Annotated in this window: 21 protein-coding genes; 2 read left to right on the forward strand and 19 right to left on the reverse strand. The window is 51.4% G+C overall.

The features are described 5' to 3' along the window. The first annotated feature begins 18 nt into the window (after positions 1-18). Complete coding sequence (locus MHI42_RS06560) at positions 19-447, forward strand: threonine/serine exporter family protein (protein WP_171716507.1); 429 nt, start codon at positions 19-21, stop codon at positions 445-447. Between the two features lie 374 nt (positions 448-821). Here the strand turns inward: MHI42_RS06560 and MHI42_RS06565 are convergent, their stop codons facing one another. From MHI42_RS06565 to MHI42_RS06655, 19 genes are all read right to left on the reverse strand, one after another. Further along, positions 822-1334: an N-acetyltransferase family protein gene (locus tag MHI42_RS06565; RefSeq protein WP_342423222.1), complete on the reverse strand. Its 513-nt coding sequence runs from the start codon at positions 1332-1334 to the stop codon at positions 822-824. Positions 1335-1340: 6 nt separating this feature from the next. Then, positions 1341-3365, reverse strand: coding sequence for a Na+/H+ antiporter (locus tag MHI42_RS06570; protein ID WP_342423223.1), 2025 nt, complete (start codon positions 3363-3365; stop codon positions 1341-1343). Positions 3366-3536: 171 nt separating this feature from the next. Then, positions 3537-4172, reverse strand: coding sequence for an NAD(P)-dependent oxidoreductase (locus MHI42_RS06575; protein WP_342423224.1), 636 nt, complete (start codon positions 4170-4172; stop codon positions 3537-3539). A 29-nt stretch (positions 4173-4201) separates the two neighbouring features. Next, entirely contained in the window at positions 4202-5062 is an 861-nt protein-coding gene (locus MHI42_RS06580; RefSeq protein WP_342423225.1) for a beta-1,6-N-acetylglucosaminyltransferase, read from the reverse strand. Positions 5063-5152: 90 nt separating this feature from the next. After that, positions 5153-6019, reverse strand: coding sequence for a VOC family protein (locus MHI42_RS06585; protein WP_342423226.1), 867 nt, complete (start codon positions 6017-6019; stop codon positions 5153-5155). 377 nt (positions 6020-6396) lie between these two features. Next, complete coding sequence (locus MHI42_RS06590; RefSeq protein WP_342423227.1) at positions 6397-7071, reverse strand: DUF4085 family protein; 675 nt, start codon at positions 7069-7071, stop codon at positions 6397-6399. Between the two features lie 25 nt (positions 7072-7096). Next, on the reverse strand, positions 7097-7468 hold the full coding sequence (locus MHI42_RS06595; protein ID WP_342423228.1) for a hypothetical protein: 372 nt from the start codon (positions 7466-7468) through the stop codon (positions 7097-7099). Positions 7469-7497: 29 nt separating this feature from the next. Beyond that, positions 7498-8046 carry a GNAT family N-acetyltransferase gene (locus tag MHI42_RS06600; RefSeq protein WP_342424690.1) on the reverse strand — a complete coding sequence of 183 codons (549 nt, stop codon included), beginning with the start codon at positions 8044-8046 and terminating at the stop codon, positions 7498-7500. Positions 8047-8090: 44 nt separating this feature from the next. Beyond that, positions 8091-8270 (reverse strand): hypothetical protein, encoded by a 180-nt coding sequence (locus MHI42_RS06605; RefSeq protein WP_042136244.1) that lies wholly within the window; start codon positions 8268-8270, stop codon positions 8091-8093. A 386-nt stretch (positions 8271-8656) separates the two neighbouring features. After that, positions 8657-8941: a hypothetical protein gene (locus tag MHI42_RS06610; RefSeq protein ID WP_342423229.1), complete on the reverse strand. Its 285-nt coding sequence runs from the start codon at positions 8939-8941 to the stop codon at positions 8657-8659. 31 nt (positions 8942-8972) lie between these two features. Continuing rightward, entirely contained in the window at positions 8973-9395 is a 423-nt protein-coding gene (locus MHI42_RS06615) for an Rrf2 family transcriptional regulator (protein ID WP_171716517.1), read from the reverse strand. 218 nt (positions 9396-9613) lie between these two features. Further along, positions 9614-10204 (reverse strand): DJ-1/PfpI family protein, encoded by a 591-nt coding sequence (locus tag MHI42_RS06620; RefSeq protein WP_342423230.1) that lies wholly within the window; start codon positions 10202-10204, stop codon positions 9614-9616. A gap of 37 nt (positions 10205-10241) precedes the next feature. After that, positions 10242-10562 (reverse strand): carboxymuconolactone decarboxylase family protein, encoded by a 321-nt coding sequence (locus tag MHI42_RS06625; RefSeq protein ID WP_171716519.1) that lies wholly within the window; start codon positions 10560-10562, stop codon positions 10242-10244. A 94-nt stretch (positions 10563-10656) separates the two neighbouring features. Continuing rightward, positions 10657-11403, reverse strand: coding sequence for a type I methionyl aminopeptidase (gene map, locus MHI42_RS06630; RefSeq protein ID WP_039297084.1), 747 nt, complete (start codon positions 11401-11403; stop codon positions 10657-10659). Between the two features lie 5 nt (positions 11404-11408). After that, positions 11409-12449, reverse strand: a complete 1041-nt coding sequence (locus tag MHI42_RS06635; protein WP_342423231.1) for a hypothetical protein — start codon at positions 12447-12449, stop codon at positions 11409-11411. 189 nt (positions 12450-12638) lie between these two features. Beyond that, entirely contained in the window at positions 12639-13268 is a 630-nt protein-coding gene (locus tag MHI42_RS06640; RefSeq protein WP_042136230.1) for an SGNH/GDSL hydrolase family protein, read from the reverse strand. Between the two features lie 221 nt (positions 13269-13489). Next, complete coding sequence (locus MHI42_RS06645) at positions 13490-14251, reverse strand: alpha/beta hydrolase (protein WP_342423232.1); 762 nt, start codon at positions 14249-14251, stop codon at positions 13490-13492. Between the two features lie 245 nt (positions 14252-14496). Then, positions 14497-15675, reverse strand: coding sequence for an NAD(P)/FAD-dependent oxidoreductase (locus tag MHI42_RS06650; protein WP_342424691.1), 1179 nt, complete (start codon positions 15673-15675; stop codon positions 14497-14499). A 40-nt stretch (positions 15676-15715) separates the two neighbouring features. Continuing rightward, the gene (locus MHI42_RS06655; RefSeq protein WP_042136226.1) at positions 15716-16153 is read right to left on the reverse strand and encodes a DUF1641 domain-containing protein; all 438 of its coding nucleotides are present in this window, start codon (positions 16151-16153) and stop codon (positions 15716-15718) included. A gap of 325 nt (positions 16154-16478) precedes the next feature. On the opposite strand from MHI42_RS06655, the gene MHI42_RS06660 reads away from it, so the two are divergent. After that, positions 16479-17096: a nitroreductase family protein gene (locus tag MHI42_RS06660; RefSeq protein WP_171716522.1), complete on the forward strand. Its 618-nt coding sequence runs from the start codon at positions 16479-16481 to the stop codon at positions 17094-17096. The last annotated feature ends 14 nt before the right edge of the window (positions 17097-17110 follow it).

Raw genomic sequence — 17110 nt, forward strand, 5'->3', positions numbered from 1 at the left:
TGAAAGAGGTAGTCCTACATGATTTTGCAACTCATAACCAGTTTCATCGCTGCCTCAGCCTTCTGCGTTCTGTTTAATGCGCCGGTGCGCGCACTGCTTCAGTGCGGATTTGCCGGAATGATCGGCTGGATGCTGTATCTGCAGCTGGATGACAGATGGGATACCGTTGTTGCCACCTTTGGAGCCACCGTGGTTGTCGGAGTGATCAGCCAGTTTTTTGCGCGTTCCTTCAAAATGCCGGTGATTATATTCAGCGTCGGCGGAATTATCCCGCTGGTTCCGGGCGGTCTGGCTTATGATGCCATGCGCCAGTTCGTGGAGAATGACAACAACCAGGGGATTCAGTTTGCGGTACAGGCGCTGCTGCTGTCAGGGGCCATCGCCGCCGGCCTTGTGCTGAGCGAGGTACTGGGACAGATGTTCCGGAGGAAGCACGTATCCGGATAGTTGTTCCCCGGGGTTACGCCCACCGGTGCGCCCTAAGCGCCCTAACGTACATAAAGCCCGCTTGCCTGCAGGGACCTGATCCTCTGCAAGGCAAGCGGGCTTATTGCGTTGTATGGGGGCACACCGATGTCTGCTTCCCTATGAGGTTACATACACAAGCCTAATTGTTGTACGTATTGCAACTTGTACCTAATAGATACTGGGCGATTTTTAAGGATTGTTGTATGAAATACAATAATTGCCCCGCGTAACCGCTCAGATAAGGGGGAAATGCTGCATTTCCTACAACAATTCTTGATTACTCTCGATATCACGAAGAGATTGTTGGTTTTCGTGCAGGAATTTAGTTAGCGGCTTCTGGCAACGGCCAACGATTAGCCGATAATTTTCTGATAGCTGACAATATCCAGCCACCGGCCGAACTTGCGGCCGATCTCCTTGAATAAAGCACTCTGCTCGTAGCCGTGCTTCGCGAACAGGCGGCGGCTGGGCTCATTGTCTGCACATACGGTAGCTACCAGTACATGGAACCCAAGCTCATTAGCCCGCTCTTCAATGAACCGCAGCGATTGCCCGCCCAGCCCTTGTCCTCCGCTGCCGGGCTTCAGGTAAATGCTGACTTCACCGGAGGTATCGTAGGCTTCTTTGTTCTTGTGCCGGGTAATCAGCACGTAGCCCTGCAGATCGCCGTCCTGCAGAAGGACGTATGACTTAAATCGCGGGTCCCCGTTCAGCACAGACTGGCGCATTTGCGTCAAGGTCTGCGGCTCGGTATGAAACGATACGGTAGTGTTAAGTACATAATAGTTATAGATATCCAGCACACCGGCCAGATGTTCCTCAGTAATTTCTGCAAAGTGCAACCCGCTAGCAAGCATTTCCCCCATAATTCATTAATCCTCCCAAATGGATGTTTCCAGCTGATCTACGAACCGCCGCAGCTTACCCGCGATCTTGAGATTAATAGCCCCGTTCTGATACATCTCCTGCACGGTATTCCGCTGCTCCTGAATGGCCTGCAGCTTCAGCTCCAGCTTCTCGTCATCGACGACACCGTCTTTGCTCCAGCCTTCGCCCTGCACCAGCCGGGATTCCAGCCGCTCATACTTGTCGATGACCTTCTGCGAGGCAAGCCGGTTCTCGTCGCTTATGCCGGCGCTGACGGCCGACACGGCCGCCTGGCACATCGCAATCTTCGCTGTCCGGGCACTTTCGGCATTCTGCACCGCCCGCCGGCCCTCTTCCCCGTTGAAGCGGCCCGAGAACAGGCCGGAGAACAGGCGCTGAATTTCAGTTACCGTGAACTTAATTTGCGTATCCAGCCGTCTGCAGAGCAGTGATTCCGTATGATCCAGCAGTTCCTCCATCTTCACGGCGACAGGGGCGGGGACCGCCCCGTTCTCCAGCATCCGCCGCAGTGCTGTGCGCTCTGCCTCCAGGCCGCTCAGCCTGGCTTCAACGCCCAGACGCCGGAACTGCTCCGTGGCCGGGTCACTGTCCGGCTTGGCCGTGCACAGCCGGTCGATCTTGTCTGTGAACTCCAGTAAGACAGGCTGCGTCGCCCGCTCCGGGCTCTCCGTAACCAGGCTGCGCAGCATCGACATCCCGGCGTCGATCACTACATTCCTGGCTGCCAGTTCTGTATTTCCGTAGCCAATCGTCTGCACCACGGTCTCCTCTTTGTCGGCCAGCAGCGGAAGGAAGATACTGGCAATGACCAGCGACATCAGAATGACACCTGCGGCCAGCGCAATAATCAGATCCCGTTCAGGGAACGGCGTGATACCGTCCCCGAGCACGAGCGGAATGGAGAAGGCACCGGCAAGCGTAACCGCTCCGCGCACGCCGGAGATTGAAGTAATGACCTGTGACTTAAGCGGCGCCTTCTCTACCCGGCGGAACCGGCTCTCCCATAGGGAATAGGCATAGACCCATAGGAACCGCAGCACAATGAGCAGCGCGGTAATCGCCATCACATAACCTGCAACCATGAAGTTGTTCAGCGTCTGATCACGGTAGATGACCTCCACTACATCCGGTACGGACACTCCGAGGATCAGGAATACCAGTCCGTTCAACACCAGCAGCAGCACCGACCAGGTACTGGCTGATACAAGCTGCAGCTTATACTGCGGCGATACGGCCCGGTCCTTCTCAATGGCGTACATTACACCACCGGCCACAACAGCTAGGATGCCGGATACGCCAATCTCTTCACTGATCAGATAAATGATAAACGGCGTAAGAATCTGCAGCAGCACATGGATCGTCACATCCTCCATACCGAATCTGCGGATGAATACACTTAGGCGGATCAGCAGAAAGGAGAGCGCCGCACCCAGCAGCAGACCGCCTGCGGCAATCATTACAAAGCTGAGCGATGCCTTAGGAAGCGAGAAAACTCCCGTAACCATGGCCGCGATCGCAAATTTGAAGGCAACCAGGCCGGAGGCATCATTCATCAGCGATTCACCTTCAAGAATCCGGTGAATGCTCTTGGGCAGATGCACCCTTCCGGCCAGCGCACCGACCGCTACAGCATCCGTAGGGGACAGAATCGCCGCCAGCGCGAAGGAAGCCGCCAGCGGAATTGAAGGAATCATCCAGTTAATGGCATACCCTGCAACAAAAACCGTTACAAATACAAGCCCCAGCGCCAGCAGCAAGATCGGTGCTCTAAGGTTCCACAGCTCATCACGCGGTGTCCGTCTCCCGTCATTGAACAGCAGGGGGGCAATGAATAACACAAAAAACAGTTCAGGCTCAAAAGACATATGTATTCCGGTCGGCACAAGTGCGGCAACGATCCCGAGTCCGATCTGAATCAGAGGAACCGGCACAAACGGAATGAAACGGTTCACGATATTCGATACCGCGATTAGCCCGAGCATCAGCAGCACAGCAAGAAAAGTCTCCAAGCCCCATCATCTCCCGAATATCTTTTTTCAAAATATTATATCCTATATTTGCAGCAACTGCATAAACGCCAATAAACGGAAGACACACCGGAATTTCCGCTTGTGCCTCCCGCTATATTCTCTTTCCAGCATCCATCCGGCTGCCTCACTGCAGAAGCAGCTGCTCCGGGATCAGGATTCTGACACCACCGTGAACCGTTCGCCGATATGCTGCGGCTGTTCAAGCTCATCTACAATCGCAATCGCATAGTCGGCATAACTTACGTAGCTCTCGCCTTTGGAATTAACGAGCAGATGATCCTTGCCCTTCACATATGCACCTGTTCTCTCCCCGACGGCAAAATTAGCTGACGGACTGACGAACGTCCAGAGGAGTCCCTCCGTGGTTTGAAGAATCTCCAGATTCTTACCTTGGTTCAGGGCTGTCGGCTTCACAAAATCCGGGAACCCCGGTGTGTCCACAACCTTCACCGTCCGGGCTTCATCCACGTACAAGCTTCCTGCACCGCCGACGACAATCAACCGGGTATCCGGCACATTCTTAAGAGCCTCAATCAGAACATTTCCGGCCTCCACATGCAGATGCTCCTGTCCAAACGGCGCTCCGAACGCATTTATGACGGCATCATAACTCCGCAAATCTTCAGCCGTCAAGGATAGGATATCCTTTTCCAGCACCGATGCTCTGCTGTCCGTTACCTTCGCAGGGTTCCGCACTATAGCGGTAACCTCATGTCCCCTGTCCAGCGCTTCCTTCACAATCTCACTGCCTGCTTTGCCGCCTGCTCCAATGACTGCTATTTTCATGATATATGCCTCCTAAGATAGTTAGAGCCTCAAGCCAGCCGCAGAATATCGCTGATGATCTCCTTGTCGACATCCAGATCGAACTTCCGGCCCCAGAAGCAGCCTGCACCTTGCTCGCGAATCCGTTCGTAATCCCCGGCCCGCAGCGTTCTGGGGAATTCCGGTCCGGTGTCCCAATCGGTATAGCGTTTGATCTCATTGATTACATTATCCTTATATTTACTGTTCAAAATAATTGAATGGAAGAAAATCTCATCGCCGCAGAACGAATTCCGGAACAACCGGACGTATCCGGGATGCTCCGCGATGAATTCGAGGATATACTGCATGCATCCCCCGGTAAGTGACATCCAGTTCGAGCCCTTATACAGCGCCTCCGGCAGATCCTTCAGGCTGCGCTTAAGCCAGGGTACCGACATCACCAGATTGATATAACGGTTGCGGATCTCTGAGACAGCTTTGGCCCGGGAGACCAGGAACCGCGGATAATACACAGACACCCGGTACAGGCAGCCCCACATTTCCGCCTCATTCGGAAGCTGCAGATGCTTGACGAACTCCTGCCCTTCATGCTCTTTGAAGAAATCAGCAATCACCTTATTGGAGGCAAGAGGCAAATCCTGTCCGCTGATGATATGAACATAGTTATAATTCCCGCTTGCCCGGATCAGTTCGAAGCACTTCAGGATGCATTCAATCTGGCCGTAATGGCCCCACTGTACGTCTACCGGCTGCTCTACGAAATGAATATCTTCGCGATGGATAATTTGCTCTTCGATGCCGCTTTTCTTATCCACATGCAGGAAAAACTCCACATGCTCATCCGTTAAACGATCGATCAGCAAATTAATCTGCTGAGGGCTCTTGTGACAGAGGACAACATAAGCCATTTTGAAATTGTGCAAAAGATTCATCCCTTCGCTCATTTATTTCCACATATTATAGGGGAATGAGCGAAGATGGACAAGTTTTCATTCCTCTCAGCCTTTGACAAGCAGCCGGATTCCAATATTCCACGGGTCTCTCAAGGTTATGACGCCGCCTTCTACTTCTACACGGTACCCCGCTTGCTTCACACGTTCCGCCACTTCAGATACATCCCCGCTGCCCGGAAGCAGCAGAGTGAAATAATCGATGCCCGCCGCATTGGCCGGAGCCGCTTTAGCTCCTTGTCCCGCCCAGACATTAAGCCCCATATGGTGATGATATCCGCCCGCCGAGATGAATAGTGCAGCGTCCCCGTAATGAGCCGTGATTGCAAAACCAAGCGCATCCACATAGAATTTCTTGGCCTCCGCCAAATCGCCTACATGAAAGTGCACATGCCCGATGACCGTGCCCGCAGGCAGTCCGGTCCAGTTCAGCCCTTCGGAAGCCGCCAGCAAGCCGTCCACATCAACCGGGTCTGTAGTCATCACCACATTGCCAGTAGGCTCATACTTCCAGGTGTCTCGCGGCCGGTCGCGGTATATCTCAATGCCGTTATTGTCCGGGTCCTGAAGATACAATGCTTCACTGACCAGATGATCGCCCTGGCCGATCTCAATGCCCGCATCAATCAGATTACGCAGCACCAGCCCGAGACTCGGACGGTCTGGCAGCAGAATCGCGAAGTGATACAGCCCGGCAGCCGAATTCCGGCGCAGAATCTGAGCCTGTTCAATCTCCCGCAGCACCAGCAGCACATGCACACCATCCGCAGTCATTTCCACTTCACGCCCCTGCTGGTGCAGGATCTTCAGTCCGATTACATTCTGATAAAAGGTGAGCGAACGCTCCAAATTGCTTACTCTAATCTGTACAAGTCCAATTTCCAGTTCTTGCGGCAGTGCTGCTGTTGTCGTCATATAAACCCCTCCTGAATAAAAGCATATGGATCATATAAAAAGCTAAACCCTCCGGTGCCGTTCGTGCTCAGTGCTGCTTAGTCTTGACTGTTTATAGAAGCATCATTCAAGCTTGTAACTGTTTCCGTTACACATTAACTAACTTTAGTATAGTAGCACTCTATATGTTTGTCAATTACTTTTCAAAATCGTCCGGAGGGGCGAATCAGGCGGTAATCCAATAGTTAAATTACTATCCGGTGAGATCAAAGGGATATATCCATTAAATCCCCCATGCAGCCGACTTCCGGCGGAATCAGAGGACTTCATATCTACAACTGACGAATATCATAACTTCCTATAAAAAAGCCCGGCCAATTGGCCAGGCTCCGAAGCAGTCATTCGTTGTATTTGGGTTCACTAAGCATTTCAAATGATACATCCTGTGCAGTAATTCTAAGCTCACTCAGCGGCGAATCCAGCAGAACCCGTAATTCAAACCCTTGTTCCACCGCATAGATCTCGGTATACAACCAGACCATTCTGTTCAGGCGTTCAGGCAGCTCCAACCCGGTCACCCCGGTAAAGGTTAGTCTGATATCACACTGATAATGCATGGCTCCGCTGCAGTCCAGAATGATCTCCACAACCTCCTCCGACGTCACAGCATACGAAATCAACCTGGAATCATGGAGAGATTTCTCGACTAACTGAACAGCATGTACAGGTAAGCTGTCCTTAATAGACAGATACCTTCTATAGTATTCATCATCCAGCACCTTCATCCTGGCTTCGTATTCACTACGCCACTGCTGCGCCTGTTCTTTGAACTCAGGTTCAGGATAAGTAGAATTAATCGTTCCGTCATGAATGGAGGGATGGAAGTACTCCGGAAGGTACTTTAGCAAATCCGTTTTGAGGTATTCCAGGAAATCCCTCGTCCTCTCCTTATAGCTGAGCCCCTCCGCAGCATGCCACGCAACATCCTCCAGCCAATCCTGCTCCGTCTCAGGGAACACCATAAAGCCGCGCACCTGCATTTCTTCATACCATGAATATGTATAAAATTTCATTTGGCGCTCCTTTACTCCCCGAGTCTCATCTATTGGTAATCTTCGTGCCCATATATACCCTTTTTTCAAGTGTCGCCTGCTGAACCCAGTTCTGTATTTCCAAAACGCTGAACAGGAACTTATCATCCACCTTGATATAAGGCAGCTTCATTCCTTCGAAAGGCCCGTTATTGCTCAAAATCGCATTCTCCGCCTTGATTATATTGATCACCTGATCTTCACTGATCCGCAGAAGCTCCGCCGTCTCGGCAAGCGTCAGAAGCGGGTGGACCGTGCTCTGGCTCACAGCTGCCTGCTCCAAGCCGGTTGTCCGTTCTTTGCTGATAAGCAGGCAACCCGCCACAAACGAAAGGCCCAGAATCAGTGCGGCTCCCAGAATTGTGAATCGGTTCTTCATATACAACATCCCCTTATTTATATGTACAATTAAGATTTAGAATTATAGGATATGAGCCAGCAGTCCCTCCATTCACCTTCATGCCACTCGTGCTCCGGCAAAAGCTTGCCGCGTACAAAACCATTCTTCTCGTACACTCTAAGCGCCCTGTGGTTCCGGCATTGCGGGTCCATAACAATGAGGTCGGCCTGCTCCGCTTCAAGCAGATACTTCACCATTTCGCCTACCAACAGCGATCCGATGCCCCGATTCCACATCTGCGGCTCGCCGATGAACTGATCCATCCCGTAGATCCTGCCTGTATAATCCGCGTAACCATACTCTTCTTTCTCTTCCCTGCCGACAGGATAGTACTGGATATAACCTATGGGCCGGTCTTTGAACTGCACAATCCCGCGGTTTACCCCATCCTCTTCATCCTTATAGAAACGTGCCTGCACCAGCGTCTGATCATGCGGACGGTCCCGGCCTTCGTAATACTCCAGCACTGCGGGATCGGAGAGCCACCGTACCAGCAGGGGCGCATCTTCAATTTCCAGCCTACGGACGTTCAGGTCCCCGCTGTGGAACAGAATCATCAAGTAATCACTCCTTAGAGATGAGTTGCCGGCAGCACCGTCCGCTACAGCCGCTTGTCTATAATATGCTTGTTCTCCTTGATCTCCTTGCGGAGCAGCCGGATTTCCTGAATCAATTCGTCCAGTTTGTAGGTAGCCCTAGATCCATCAATGGCCTTGCGGATAATCAGCATAAAGACCAGCAACGATAGGAACCATATAATCAGTGCCAAAAATACCATCATATCAATGCTCTTCCCCCTTATTCCAGTAAGCCACACATGGTGTCAGTCTAAACCATCTGGAATAATGTGTAAAGACAGCAGCAGCGATTTGTGTAGCCGCAAAAAAAGGGGCCCTGCCGGGAACCGGCAGGGCCAAAGTCTATTATAAGGGGGTCATGTGATTAATATACAGGCTGAAGCTTAACGCCTGATGAAAATCACATAAAGGTTTGATGAATTTATAAGTCCTAAACAAAGAGATAGACCCTGCCGAGGCACGGCGGGGTCTAGCATAAATGTATCCACTGGGGGGTGGAGATCTTTAATATACTCCCCGAACCTTAAAAGTACATAAATCTCTGCTGAAAGTTTCCTTAAGTTTCTGTGGCAGTCTACAAAATCTTACATCACGGGCCGGTGCCGCTTGAGGTTACATGCCAGCCCAGCCTGCTTTTCTTCACATAGATGTAGCTTCGCTCTGTTTGTTGAGCGTAGTACAGATTACCGTACCTTGGATCATCCTTAATCCGTCCTTCTGTAACCCTGCCCGCCAATGCAGCCGCCGGATCACGGATCAGCAGGCTCTTGCTTACAGCGAGCTCAGGGGTAGGAGAAGGAAAAATGAGCAGATACAATAATCCGAGCCCGAGCAACACCGTTATATAAAAAGCAGCGCCTTTTCGCTTTGGCATAGAGTTTCGCATAGCACCTTCCTCCTCTGCCTCACGTAACAGGAATTTGATGTACGATCTGATCCAGTGTAACCTCCTGCAGCACATTCTCCATCGCTTTCTGCGCAAGTGAGAACACGGGAATAATTGCCCCGGCGATGTTCTTGCCGACCGGGCACTCCGGGTTAGGATGCTCGTGGACAGAGAAGAGTGAATCCTCTTCCACTGCATTGACCGCCTTGTAAATCTGCAGAAGCGTGATATCCGCGCTACTTCGGGTAAGCTTCGCACCGGCTACCCCGGGGCGGACCTCCACCAGACCCGCCTTGTTCAGCATGCCTGTAAGGCGGCGGATGACAACCGGATTCGTATTGACGCTGCCGGCGATCCACTCCGAGGTGCTTTTACCGTCTTTGTTGCTGTCTATTAAAGTTAGAATATGAATAGCGACCGCAAACCGGGTGCTGATGTTCATGGGAATCTCTCCTTCATACTGACCAGAATGTCTCCCGGCAGATGTAACAATAATAGTTACATTCTAGACAATTGTCAATCCTGCAAGGAGCTCCGTGACCTCCTCGGGGTACTTCTGACTCAGCCGTTTCTTCCCCAGATTGCTCTTCACGATCCGGATCATCTGCGTATCGCCGCTCCCGGCTAACTATTCACCTTCATCCCTCCGGTTTCGATGTTTTACTCATTGGAATACATTACAATGCCTTGTGCATCATACGGATAGTCAATCTGCTGCTTCACGGCAGCCATAGCCTCCCGGCCGGCAAATAAGGATACCAGATATAATCCCAGATCAATTGAGGTTGAGACTCCGCCTCCGGTAATAACATTCCCGTCCTGCACAATCCGGGCCTGAACCACTTCCCGGCAATACGGCTTAAGCAGCTCATAAGCCGATGCATGTGTTGTGGCCCTGCGTCCCTCCAGCAATCCGGCAGCACCCAGCAGCAGGGCACCGGTGCATACCGAAACCAGATATGGAACCCCGCTTGCTCCCTGAAGCCAGGAGATAAAGCTCTCGTCATGACGTAATGCCCTCGTCCCGAACCCGCCGGGTACAAATACCAGATCATATACTGATAAATCCGGCAGCACTTTACCGGTTTTGACCGTAAGCCCCATTTCATCTGTGATTTCCCCGGCCGGACCGCAGATATCCCATTCCAGCCCTTCCCCTGCAGGGAACTGGCGCAGCCTGTAGATTACATCATAAAAACCCGCGAAATCCAGAAACGTAATGCCGTCAAACAGAATAAAAGCAATTTTCACGCTACCCGCTCCTTCAATATCCGTCGTTCTGCAAGTATTACTCGCTGTCGTAAGCCTGCAAAGCAACGGGTAAGGCCTGAATGACAACATTGCCTACAGCCGGAAGAGGCAGCAGGACTGCGCTGATAATCTCCTCACGGGTAGCGCCGAGTGATTTGGCATGCTTGACATGAAAGGCCAGCCCGCTTTCCAGCCTGACCGCCGCGAGTACAGAGATATAGGCAATTTCTTCTGTTAGGGCATCAAGCGCACTTGCTGCATCCAGCTTCTGCACCGCTTCCACCCAGGCTCGATGCTGCTCTGGTGCTTCCTTCATAAATGTCATAAAAGCGTTGCTGACTTGCGATACATTATCCATTTTCATTGTCCCTCTATTTCTAGGTTCGGAATAACAAAGAAAGTCCACCCTTATGAGGGCAGACCGTATCTGTTCGTTCTTAGGTGCTAAGCTCTTAGGCGCTTGTCAGAATAATCGGTTTGCCTTTGGTGACCACAATCGTATGTTCATACTGGGCAACACGGCTGTTGTCCGCCACACTGAGCGTCCATCCATCCGACTGCTGCTCTACAAAATCCGCACCCGTAGACAGGAATGGCTCTATCGTGATGACCTGACCTTCCTTCAGCACAGTCGTTACCCGCGGATTATAGAACGGCAGGATCTCGTAGGGCTTCTCATGCAACGATTTGCCGATGCCGTGGCTGCAGAGATTACGCACAACCTTGTAGCCGCGCTTGTGCGCCTCCGACTCCATGACCCGGCCAATCTCATTCACCTTCATTCCCGCTCTGAGGTGATTAATCACGCTCATCATGGTTTCCTCCGTACTCCGGCAGAGATGGACCAGCTTCTCATTATAAGGAGGCAGTTGAAAAGATACCCCGGCGTCCCCGTAGTACCCGTTCAACTCGGCCGAAACATCAATATTGATTAAATCACCGGCCTGGATTACCCGTTGACCCGGGATTCCGTGTGCCACCTCTTCATTGACGCTGATGCAGGTGGTTCCGGGAAAGTTATAGGTTACCTTAGGGGCAGATTTCGCGCCAAAATGGTTCAGAATCCTCGCGCCCACTTCGTCCAGCTCTGCAGTCGTCATTCCGGGAACTACACTTTTCTTCATCTCGGCGATGGTGTGGCCCACCACTTTACCGGCTGCCTTCAGTCCTTGCAAATCCTGCAGTGTCTCGCTCGTCATCCTGTTCACATTCCTCTCTTATCTGTTGATTCTCCGGCTACTTCCTGGAAAGCGGCACCGTCCCAGCGGTATGAAGTCTCAACCTGCCTGCCAAGAGCGTTGTCATAATGATCCGCCCGGAAACCGCCTTCGATCACGTCCAGCTTAACCGAATACCGGTCAGGACTGCTGATGAACAGCCCGGAAGCCGCTCCTTTAATCTGCAGTTCCTGGATCGAATGATCCGGCTTCACTGTAAACAGCTTGAACAATGATCCGTTCGAAGAACTATATTGGCCAACCGTAAAATCGGGATTACCGTCCCCGTTATAATCAGCGAACTGAATCTGGAACAAATCGCCGAAGCTCAATTCTTCGGTGAAATGCCGGCTCAGCGCGAACGTGCCCAGTGCTGCGCCCTGTTCATCCGTAATGGCCAGCCGGAATTGACCGCTCCAGCTCCGTCCAGCCAGCGGGGAAGCGATGGACCAATCCTCGCTGTAGCTGCCCTTCAGCAGCTGGAGATTCAGGAATTCCTTGTTTCCTGTGACCGGGTATAAATCATTGCGTGAGACCGTTACCGGACCTTGAGTTACCACCGATGCCTCCTCCGCTTCGGACTTCGCCGCTGCTGGACTTCCGCCGCTGAAGATCAGCTTGCGCAGCTTATCGGCATTCTTGGCAGAGACTGTATAGCCCGTCCCGTTCCGCTCAGCAGATAGCAGCAGTCCGCTACTCCCTTCTTCCTGGCCCAAGCCCAGAATAAAGTCTTCTGTATAACCATCTCCGTAGACCAGCTTCATGCTGAAATCCGCATCGTAATCCAGCTCTCCCGCAATACGCTTGCTTGTATTCATGGCAGAAGCCATCGTCTTAATGAACTCGCCGTCTTTGAAAATCCTGGACTCAAAGGGAGCCGTCTCCGCTTGGCTCTCTACAGAGTTATAGGTCAAATCAATTTCAGAAATCCATCTTGAGTTAATGTAGCCGAAAGCATTCTGGCAGCCGCTTAATAGAACAACCAGAAAAACAGGCAGAATCAGCAGTAACCGCCTTATGGGTTCCACCTCCACATCCTTATGTATGATACAAGTATAACAGCCTTCTTAAGCAGAGTGAAATTCACGGATCTCCCGCTTCCGTTCAGAAGGCAACCTATCCGCCCCGGTGTATGCCAAAAACCGGTCCGCTTGATACGCAGGAACCGGTCAGTGCAGCAAATTCAATATGTAGGGAATTTCCCGCTTTACTCTGCTTTAGCTTATAGCCCCTACAGCCTTCATCCAGGCCTCTGCAATCAGCGCATGGCCGGCAGGTGAAGGATGTACGCCATCCCCGGCCCAGAAGGCAGGCTCGGCCTTAACCGAAGCAGCGGCGAACAGTCCATCCAGTGGCACCAATACAGCGCCATATTCACGGGCCAGCTCACGGACCACATGAATTTTCGGGTCCAGATCCTTACGCCAGCCCTTACGGTCTTCCGGCACCGGCAGTACGAACGGCTCAACCAGTACCAGCTTGGCATCCAGGCTCTGCTTGGTGCGTTCAATCAGATCACGGTAGGAAGCCTCGAACTCAGCCGCTGTCGTCTCCTGCCCGGAATCGAACCAGCGCCAGGTATCGTTCACTCCAATATAAATGGATACCCAGGTCGGCTTCAGCTCCAGACAATCCCGGTCCCAGCGCTCCTGCAGATCCACGGCGCGGTTGCCGCTGATGCCGCGGTTGATGAAGGTAAGGTTCTTCTCAGGATACTGCAGCCCAAGACGAGCGCCCGCCATCAGCGCGTAACCTACACCCAGCGATGAAGCGTCTGCGTAATTACGGCCGCAATCCGTGATACTATCACCCTGGAACAGGATGATATCGTTCTTTTGAAATGGCATGCCTGAAATCCTCCTATGAAAACATCTGTAATGGTATAAACATCAACATTATAACAAATAGATTTTCCTGCGAATACGTTTTCATTACATATTTACGGAGTAAATCTGTTCACGTCTCTAAGCGCTTCATGCAGGGCAGTATTCAGGTTGCCTTCTGCGGCTTCTCGGTTGATTGCTGATAATCTCCAGTACTGTGAAAGGTTCTTGTGAAGACGCTGATATCAGTGATTAAGCTCGTTGGAATGAGCTTGTATCATCCCCATGATTTCTTCAATGACCAGACCGGGCTGGTCATGATGGATATAATGACCGCTGCTTCCAGCGATCACCTGCCTGCTGGCCATAGATAATTCCAGGAACTCCGCCTGGCTCTTCTGCTCAATCTCCAGTATCGCGTGTGCCGGCCAGTCTGATCCATCCTCATCCGCAAGCCCCCTGGTTATCACCGACAGCGGAACCTGGCTTGGCATGGAACCCCGGGCAGCAGAGATCTGCTTATAGCTGTGCATCTTATCGATCTGCTCCCTATTGAGCGAAGGGTTCAGCAGGTACGCCCGGTTCGCAGCGATATGCTGACGGGGCAGCACCCGCTCATAAGTAAGCTCCTTATATTCGCCTGCAGCATCTATCAGTACGATTCCTGCTGTCCGCTCAGGATAGCAGCAAGCGAAGAGTCTGGCTACCAGACCGCCAAAGGAATGACCGACCAGAATATAAGGGGCTTTAATATCCAGCAGTGCAAGCAGCCGGTACAGCTCCTCCACCAGATCCTGGCAGGAGCGCGGTCCCGGCACTCGCGGGCTGTTCCCGGTACCGGCTCTGTCATAAGCGAGGGTTGAGGCATGCTGCGCAATATTCTCCTGGACACCGCTCCAGGAATCGCAACCATCCCCTAATCCGGAAATAAAGATGACAGCAGGCGCACGGTATGCAGAATATTTATAATACAATCCGCGGCCCTGCCCGTCCGTTTGAACCTCCATCCAATTGCAGATAAACCCGTTCTGAATCATCTTCTCCTCCTAGTGCTGCGCAAAAAGTTCATATAAAGGATGTATGCCTCATTCAGGATAAAGGGCCTTCCAGTAATTTACTATGTAATTTCACACAGCTCTCCTTTCACAGTCTGAATTCATGAAAAATCCCCTTCAACTGCCTGCTGGCGGTTAAAGGGGATGATCTGCCGCATGGAAGCGGCCTGCATTAGGTATAGATGGTTAGGAGAGAATTAATAGGCCAGACTGAACAATCCGTGAATATGGGTCAAATACCGGACGTTGCTTGCTTCCTTCATCAGCGTTGCCGGCAGACCCTTCAGCGGTGTGGAATTGCCGCCGACAATCGCTACTCCGTCTCTGCGTCCAAGACTGGCAAGTGTCCCGGAATTCACCGGACTGAAGGTCTCGGAGGCTTTATCATTCAGGTAAGCGTAAAGGTTATAGCCGATCAGTTCACCCATCTGCCAGGCAATTTGTGCCGTTGGCGGATACGGACGGCCATCCGGTGCGAACACAACCGCACTGTCACCGGCTACAAATACATTCTGGTGTGAAGTGGATTGCAGGAACTCATTCACGGTTGCGCGGCCGCGGTTCACTTCAAGCCCGGACTCGCCGATCAGCGGGTTGCCCTGCACGCCGCCGGTCCAGACGAAGGTATTCGCCACAATCTGGCGGCCGTCCTTCAGATCAATGATATTGCCTGCTACATTAGTAACAGGAAGACCTGTCAGGAACTGAACTCCCCGTTTCTCGAGGCTGGTTGTCGCGCGCTCAATCAGATGATCCGGCAGAACCGGAAGAATCTTCGGTCCGGCTTCTACGAGCAGCAGCTGGATCTCAGCCGGATTCACTCCATATTTCTTAGTCAGCTTGGGCAGTACATCGGCAATTTCACCTACAAGCTCAACACCTGTCAAGCCGCCCCCGCCGATCAGGATGGTTGCATCGGCCGCGTTGCCGCTTTTGGCATATTCACGAATCCGGTCTTCAATATGTCCGTGAATCCGCAGTGCATCCGCCGCCGATTTCAGCACCATGCTGTACTGTTCAAGTCCCGGAATGCCGAAATAAGCCGTCGTGCTGCCCAGACCGACAACGAGAGCATCATAAGTCAGCATTACTCCATCCGAGAGGATGATCTGCTTGTTCTCCACCGAGAACGAATTAACCTTGGCAATCTTCAGATCGATATCCTTACCGGCGAACAGCTTCGCTAGCGGCATGGCAACCGCCTGTTCCGAAGCACTTCCTGCTGCAAGGCGGTGTAGTTCGGTAATGATCTGGTGTGTTGGATACTGATTAACCACTGTAACTCTGGCTTCAGCTTTGCTCATATATTTGCGCACGGTTAGCGCACTCAATAAGCCGCCGTAACCTGCACCTAGAATAACTATGTGTTTTGACATCATATTTCCTCCGTCCTTACGATTAAGAATTGAACAATAATTATTTACCGGATTGGCGTTCGCCGCTGACCTGCAGGTATGCATTCATGAAACGGAGCACGTTCTGTACCTGCGGGTCCTTGATCATTTTCATCATGCCAAACAGGCTGATGGTTTCACTGCTTGCATCCGCGCGGTCTTTCGCTTCAATAACTGTAGCCGCCAGATTCTTGACAGAGCCTACCACAGGACCTGCCATCTCCTTGATTGCGCCTACCGTATCATTTTTCAAAACTTCATCCGTTGCAACCGATTGTACAAAATCGACCGATTTGGTTAATACATTCACCAGTTGGGTAATCTGCGGCAGCTGCTCCACCAGAAGAATCAGGGATTCCTGAACTTCCGGCTTCAGAAGCTGATTCAGCAAATCCTCTTGGGGAAGGCCTGCTGCGGGTATTTCTTGTTCCAAAGGGGTTTGGGTAATGGTTTCTGACATATCGAAGTCTCCTTTACAATGGCATAGCTGCTTAAAAGTGTTCATCCACTGAAACTATGTGACTATTATAACATTCCGGTTGTAATAAATGTCACAATGTTTTTGGCTTTATAGCCTTATTTTGTGATTAATATCACTTCTTTTCTCGCTTTTTCAAAATTTATCGACTATTTGAACTAAAATTCACAATTTAATGTTGTTTAATCATTGACGTATGCTTGTGGTCGTGATATTTTAAGCAAGTAACTTATTGTAAGTTTATTTATTAATATCAGCTATTTATTATTACTAACCAACATACATATCACAATGGAGGTCGTTATTTATGAGTACTTTTTCAGAATTGGTTCAGTCCCGCAGATCGGCTATGAATTTCGTTGAAGGGGTGAAAATCCCACAGAATGAGCTTGAGGAGATGTTCTCACTGGCCCGCCTGGCTCCATCGGCCTTCAACCTGCAGCACGCCCACTACAAAGTCATCAGCGATGACACTGTGAAGGAAGAAATCCGTAAAGGTGCTTACGGCCAATACAAAATCCACACCGCCTCGGCTGTCATCGTTGTGCTGGGTGACAAAAATGCCTACCAGCAGGCTCCAGAAATCTATAGCGGACTTAAAATGCTGGGAGCCATGAGCGAAGAGGATTACGACCGCACCATTCAGTCTATTAATGATTCTTACACCGGAAAAGACGCTTTCCAGCGGGATGAGGCAATCCGCAATGCTTCCTTGTCAGCTATGCAGTTCATGCTGATTGCCAAGGATAAGGGCTGGGATACCTGCCCGATGATCGGTTTTGATCCGGAGGCGGTGAAAGCTACCCTCGGGCTCAGCGACAACTTCGTTCCGGTAATGCTGATTACGATCGGCAAAGACAACAAGCACAAAATTAGACCGCGCGGCTACCGCAAGCCGGTTAATGAGTTCGTTGAATTTATCTGAGCCTACCCCCGGTC

Source organism: Paenibacillus sp. FSL E2-0178, assembly GCF_038593005.1.
GTDB lineage: Bacteria > Bacillota > Bacilli > Paenibacillales > Paenibacillaceae > Paenibacillus_AQ > Paenibacillus_AQ phytohabitans.